Genomic DNA, 6,289 nt, shown 5'->3' on the forward strand with positions numbered 1-6,289 from the left:
ATTAAATATTTAATATATCTAAACGCGTTCAATAGAGATTTAATCAATAAAAACACAACAGAACCAATTTTTGAATCATAAAACCTTGTAAATATTGTCTGAATAAATGATATTTTTAGTTAAGTATATGATTTTAATGGTTTTAATCTACTTGTAATTTATCTAAATGGTGTTACCATATAAAACATCCATAAATCTGCACTGCCTTATCAATTTATTATTTGACTTAGGCAATGAAAGTTGTACTTTTTTGGATAAAATCGTTTAGTTGAAGTGTAAGACATTTTGACCAGACACTAATTGATAGAATGCAGTTTATCTTATGGCTTAAATAACAGCGACTTGAATTTTACTGCATTCATCCCCATGTTATTAAGATGGTTTAATAACAAATGTCTATCTAATAGACATCGGTGAAATCGCCTGATGGGGCTTCACCAAACACCAAAGAAGAGGTAGTTATGAAGAACATTAGCACGTATTTGCTAGGCACCAGCATCGCACTTGGCGCAGCCATGAGTGTATCTGCCACTGCTGCCGACAGCAAAACAGGCGCTGTCAACATCGATCAAGTGCTCGGTGAATTGACTCGTCAGCATAATGGCGCATCAAGCTTGGTCAAATCTGCTCGCCAGCCTTCTTCTTTGACCTTTAACAGCCCATTGATCACTCAATCTGGCTCATCAGTTAAACAAGATGAGCCCGTATTAGAAAAATTAACCGCTGTGGCTTCTAACACAGTCAATAAATTCAAACAAACTGGTTTGGCATCTTGGTATGGCCGTCAGTTTCACGGTAAAAAAACTGCTAGTGGCGAGACTTTTAACATGAACGCCATGACCGCAGCCCATCGTTCACTGCCTCTTAACTGCTATATTCGAGTCACTAATAAAGACAATGGCAAGTCTGTCATCGTAAAAGTAAATGATCGCGGTCCTTTTAATGGTAATCGCGTGCTTGATCTGTCTTATGGTGCAGCACAAGCCATCGGCATCACGCAACGTGGCACAGGCAATGTCATCATTGAGCGCGTTGATGGACCTTAATATTTCATTTAATAAAAAACAGCCCTCGGAGCTGTTTTTTATTTGTGTCTTTTCACCATGTAAAGGCCATACTACCTAAATCAACTCAAATGCTCGATCAATGGCATCATCCAATCGATCTACAGCAATCACCTGAATGCCTTTAAATTGCGAACTGTCAGATTTGGGTGCATTGGCCTTAGGTACGATGGCGTGTGTGAATCCGTGCTTCATCGCTTCCTTTAAACGCTCCTGCCCATTGGGCACAGGGCGAATCTCACCTGATAGCCCCACCTCTCCAAACACCGCCAAGCGTGGTGGTAGCGCCTTTTCTCTTAGGCTGGATGCACAGGCCAACAATACTGCCAGATCAGAACCTGTCTCCATGACCTTCACGCCGCCCACGACATTCACATACACATCTTGTCCGCTTGTGTGAATGCCACCATGTCTATGCATGACCGCAAGGAGCATGGATAACCTTTGATGGTCAAGCCCTAACGCCATACGCCTAGGCTGAGCGTGCGAATCATCGACCAGTGCCTGAACTTCAACAAGTAGCGGGCGAGTTCCTTCTCGACTTACCATGACCACCGAGCCTGCAATCGGTCGTTCGTAACGACTTAAGAATATCGCCGAAGGGTTGGCGACTTCTTTTAGCCCTGTATCTGTCATACCGAAGATACCAAGTTCATTCACCGCACCGAAGCGATTCTTTACCGCGCGAATCATTCGAAAACGACTGTCAGATTCCCCCTCAAAATAAAGTACCGTATCAACCATATGTTCAAGCACACGCGGACCTGCTAATGCACCCTCCTTGGTAACATGACCTACCAAAAATAGCGCCGTTCCCGTCTGCTTGGCATAGCGTGTCAATATCGCTGCAGATTCACGAATCTGAGCCACGCCACCAGGCGCCGACTGTATGGCATCGGTAAATAATGTCTGGATAGAATCAATGATTGCCACGGCTGGCTGCTCGGTGGATAAAGCTAAACAAATGGTATCAACATTGGTCTCAGCAAGCACTCTTAAGCGATCTGTCGGCAACCCCAAGCGTTTGGCACGCATAGCAACCTGAGATAAGCTCTCCTCACCCGTGATGTATAGCGCCGATCCCGCCAGAGAATCACTTGCCGCCATATTGGTGGCAGTCTGTAGCAGGATCGTAGATTTACCAATGCCTGGATCGCCACCAATCAGCACAACCGATCCTGCCACCAAGCCCCCGCCAAGCACTCGATCAAATTCCCCTATCCCTGTCGGCATTCGAGTCTCTACAGTAACACCCACCTCATCAAGGCTCATGACACCCGACAACGCACCTGCATAATTAGAAGTTTTAGATGTGGATGCGATGGTTTTTTTGATAGTCTTATGATGTGGCATACTGACATCGGGTGCCTCTACCAGCGAATTCCATTCACCGCAGTCGGCACACTGTCCTGACCATTTGCCATAATGAGCACCACAGGATTGACAGACATAAGATGTTGATTTTTTTGCCATTTATTTATAATCTTCAAGTTTGATTAAACTAAGAAATCTTTACCAAGGTATACTTTTTGCACCAATTCATTCGCCAAGATGTCATTGGGCGCGCCTTCTGCGATGATGGCACCTTCTGAGACGATGTAGGCTTTTTCACAGATGGACAAGGTCTCACGCACATTGTGATCGGTGATTAACACGCCAATGCCGCGCATTCTTAGGGTGCTGATGACGTCTTTAATATCACTAACAGAGATCGGGTCAACACCTGCAAATGGCTCATCAAGCAAAATAAACTTAGGGTTGCTTGCCAAAGCACGTGCTATCTCGCAACGACGACGCTCACCGCCAGAGACGCTCATCCCCAGAGATTGGCGCACGTGCTCTAAGCTAAACTCGGCCATTAACTTCTCAAGCTCTTGAAACTGCTGGTCCTTGTTCAGGTCTTTGCGCATTTGTAGCACAGCCAGAATGTTCTGCTCGATTGTCAATTTACGAAAAATCGATGCTTCTTGTGGCAGGTAACCAATACCTTGAGCGGCGCGTTCATGCATGCTTTTTTTGGACAAATCCAATTCGCCAAGCGTTACCTGACCACGATCCATCGGCACAAGCCCGACCACCATATAAAAACTGGTCGTTTTGCCGGCACCATTTGGTCCCAAGATGCCAACAACCTGACCTTGCTCCACTTCAAAAGACACATCTTTAACAACCCAGCGCTGACCATAGCGCTTGCCCAAATGACGCATGCTCAATGTCGTATTTGACATGTTTTTCCTTATAAGTTTTGACATTCAAAGCATCATTAATCACACAGATGCCCCATACCCAAAAATCAAAATAGGGCAAAACGCCCTATTCAACCATCAGCGCAAGCCCTGCTGAGAGCTGCCGCCACTTGGTGGGAAAACAAGCTCCACACGCTGACCACCGCCGGCATTCGCTTCAACATCCCCAGCTTTTAGGCTGTAACGGATGGTATTGCCTGCAAAACTAGAACCTGCTTGGGTAAGCTTTGCATTGCCGGTTAGGGTTACGATGCCAGTGACTGCATTGTAGTCAATGCGGTTGGCTTGACCCTTAGCAACACCCTTTTCTTTGGTGATGACTTGCTGAAAGGTAGCAGGTCTGCCGGTGGCAGTCGCCGAGCTGATCTTACGATCGTTACTTAAGTTCAGCGTGATGTTATCAGCAGCGATCTTCAGGCTGCCCTGCTCAATGGTGACATTGCCTGAATAAGTCGTAACACCGGTACGTTCCACATAAGTGGCGCGGTCGGCCAGTAGGCGAATAGGCTGATTAGCATCTGATGGTAGCGCATTGGCGCTACTGATAACCAAAGGTAATCCAAATACGCCGATTGCCAAAGCAGTTTTTAGAACATTAAAAGTTGACATATTATTCTCAAATTTTAAAAATATAAATTAAAACAACGATTTGTCTTGTCTAGGTGCAGAATTGTAAAGCACTTCAATCTTACTAAATTCGTATTCGCCTGTTTGTAGGTTCGCACTAAAACCCTGAGCTTTAAAGCGATCTTCACCATTAACAACAGTCAGCGGTTCATCGCTTGAGAGCATACGCGATTTGGTATTACCCGATAGTTTATTACCCGTGATGACAAGTTTGGGTTTATTATCCACCGCTTCACGCGTTAAAGTAAACCCATCAGAAAGCGCCATATCGCCTGTTGACTGTTCGAGAACAGCTCTTTTAGCTTCGATGCTATACTTCTCACCTTCGGGCGGTTGCCAATTCATCACCGCACCTAGCATCTCATCTTCGCCACTGGCGTTTTGCACCAGAGAGTCCGCAGTAAGCGTGTACTCAGTCTCGCCCGTCTCTTCATTCGTCTGAACCGCTTTGATCTCGGTCACTTCATAAGATACGTCAGGCTTGGCGGGTACGGTAGGTTCAATCTTTGGATCTTCTTGATAAAAAAACCAAGCGGCAACCATGATTACCATTACGCCAAGTACACTTAAAATTCGTACATTCATTTAATAATGCCTATCACACTAGACTACAAAAATTTTTGGATAAAGGCATCGTACTTACCTTGCGCCTGCAAAATAAGCTCACACACTTCACGTACTGCGCCATGCCCACCAGCCTTCGTGGTTACATAGTCCGCCGTCTGCTGAACGATGGGCGCTCCATTTGGTACACTCATGCCAAGCCCTGCTTCGCGTATCGCCTTTAGGTCTGGTAGGTCGTCACCCATGTATGCACATTCATCCAAAGACAAATTCAGATCGGCTGCAAGCTTTGATAACGCGGTAAATTTATCATCGCGACCTTGGATAACATGACGCACCCCAAGCTCGTATGCACGACGATCCACCATGGGAGAGCTGCGTCCCGTGATGATGGCAAGGATAATGCCCGCTTCTTTGAGCGCTTGCAATCCCACACCATCTTGCACATAGAACGCTTTCGTCTCCACGTGATTCGAGCTATAAATGATCTGCCCATCTGACAAGATGCCATCGACATCCATCACCAACATTCGGATTTTGGCGGCTTTTTGGGTGATAATTTCTTGAGTCATGTCGTCTTCCAATTTTTAGCTAACACCTGCTTGTACCACATCATGAATGGACAGAACGCCTTGTAACTTTCCGCCATCCAAGACCAACAATTGCCCGATACTACATTCATTCATGATGGATAATGCATCAGCGGCGCGTGTCTCTTTGGTGGTGTGTTTTGGTGTACGCGTCATGATGTCGCCAATTTTTACTGATAGATCCGTGCGCTCAGCAAGTCTGCGGCGTAAGTCACCGTCGGTAAATACACCAACCACCTCTTCAGCATCATCAATGATTACCGCAAGTCCTAGGCGACCACTGGTCATGACAAGCAGCGTATCATGCAAGCTGGCATCTTGATTGATGACAGGTAGATTATGATCGTGCATCAGGTCTTGAACACGGGTCAATAGCTTGCGACCCAATGCACCTGCCGGATGCGACAAGGCAAAATCATTACTGGTAAATCCACGCGCATGCAGCAATGCCACCGCGAGCGCATCCCCCAGTGCAAGGGTTGCTGTCGTACTGGATGTCGGCGCCAAACCAAGTGGGCAGGCTTCCTCAGACTTACCCAGCGTCAGCGCAATGTCAGCAGACTTCGGCAAAAACCCGCGCTTATCACGGCTGATGCTGATGAGCGGAATGTTAAGCTGCTTAACCACAGGGATTAATGTGCGAATCTCATCAGACTCGCCTGAATTGGAGATGGCAATCAATACATCGCCTTTGACAAGCATGCCCAGATCACCATGCCCCGCCTCACCAGGATGCACAAAAAAAGACGGTGTGCCAGTCGATGCAAATGTCGCTGCCATCTTACGTCCAATATGTCCAGACTTACCCATGCCTGTGACCACCACACGCCCATTGCAATTCAAAATCGTCTGACAAGCCAAGGTAAATCGCTCATCAAGCTCTTCAATCAATAAATCAAGCGCGCTCTGTTCTGTGCGAATGGCTTGCACCGCATCAGCAATAAAATCAGTCTTCATCTTATCCGTCATAATAAATACCAAGCCAAATCCTCTTGGCAAATGAGCAGTCCATTCACATCAACCAACACCATCAACAGTGCGGTTATTTTAAGGATGTATCATATCATATTTTGCCCGTAAGTTATGAATTTTCCTAATAATATGAGTCCACTTTGCCCAAAAATCCATAAAAATACAACAAAGTATTTATAAAAAATAACAAAGAAATACTAACAACTTTAAAGGTATTAACCACCAA

At 45.9% G+C, this 6,289-nt stretch carries 6 protein-coding genes and 1 pseudogene; 1 reads left to right on the forward strand and 6 read right to left on the reverse strand.

The annotated features are described in order from the left end of the window. Positions 1-692: 692 nt before the first annotated feature. Positions 693-1,046, forward strand: a pseudogene (locus GY683_RS09605) (septal ring lytic transglycosylase RlpA family protein); the annotation flags it as partial. 75 nt (positions 1,047-1,121) lie between these two features. Here GY683_RS09605 and radA read toward each other — a convergent pair. From radA to GY683_RS08130, 6 genes are all read right to left on the reverse strand, one after another. Then, positions 1,122-2,537 carry a DNA repair protein RadA gene (gene radA, locus GY683_RS08105; protein ID WP_297288245.1) on the reverse strand — a complete coding sequence of 472 codons (1,416 nt, stop codon included), beginning with the start codon at positions 2,535-2,537 and terminating at the stop codon, positions 1,122-1,124. Positions 2,538-2,560: 23 nt separating this feature from the next. Beyond that, positions 2,561-3,292, reverse strand: a complete 732-nt coding sequence (gene lptB, locus GY683_RS08110) for an LPS export ABC transporter ATP-binding protein (RefSeq protein ID WP_297288246.1) — start codon at positions 3,290-3,292, stop codon at positions 2,561-2,563. 96 nt (positions 3,293-3,388) lie between these two features. Then, a complete protein-coding gene (lptA, locus tag GY683_RS08115) occupies positions 3,389-3,919 on the reverse strand; it encodes a lipopolysaccharide transport periplasmic protein LptA (protein ID WP_046696663.1) in 531 nt (176 codons plus the stop codon). Between the two features lie 27 nt (positions 3,920-3,946). Next, the gene (gene lptC / locus GY683_RS08120) at positions 3,947-4,522 is read right to left on the reverse strand and encodes an LPS export ABC transporter periplasmic protein LptC (protein ID WP_297288247.1); all 576 of its coding nucleotides are present in this window, start codon (positions 4,520-4,522) and stop codon (positions 3,947-3,949) included. Positions 4,523-4,545: 23 nt separating this feature from the next. Then, positions 4,546-5,073: an HAD family hydrolase gene (locus GY683_RS08125; RefSeq protein ID WP_297288248.1), complete on the reverse strand. Its 528-nt coding sequence runs from the start codon at positions 5,071-5,073 to the stop codon at positions 4,546-4,548. A gap of 15 nt (positions 5,074-5,088) precedes the next feature. Next, entirely contained in the window at positions 5,089-6,060 is a 972-nt protein-coding gene (locus GY683_RS08130) for a KpsF/GutQ family sugar-phosphate isomerase (protein WP_297288249.1), read from the reverse strand. Between the last annotated feature and the right edge of the window lie 229 nt (positions 6,061-6,289).

Origin of the sequence: Moraxella sp. (genome assembly GCF_024227015.1) — a bacterium.
Classification (GTDB): Bacteria; Pseudomonadota; Gammaproteobacteria; order Pseudomonadales; family Moraxellaceae; genus Moraxella.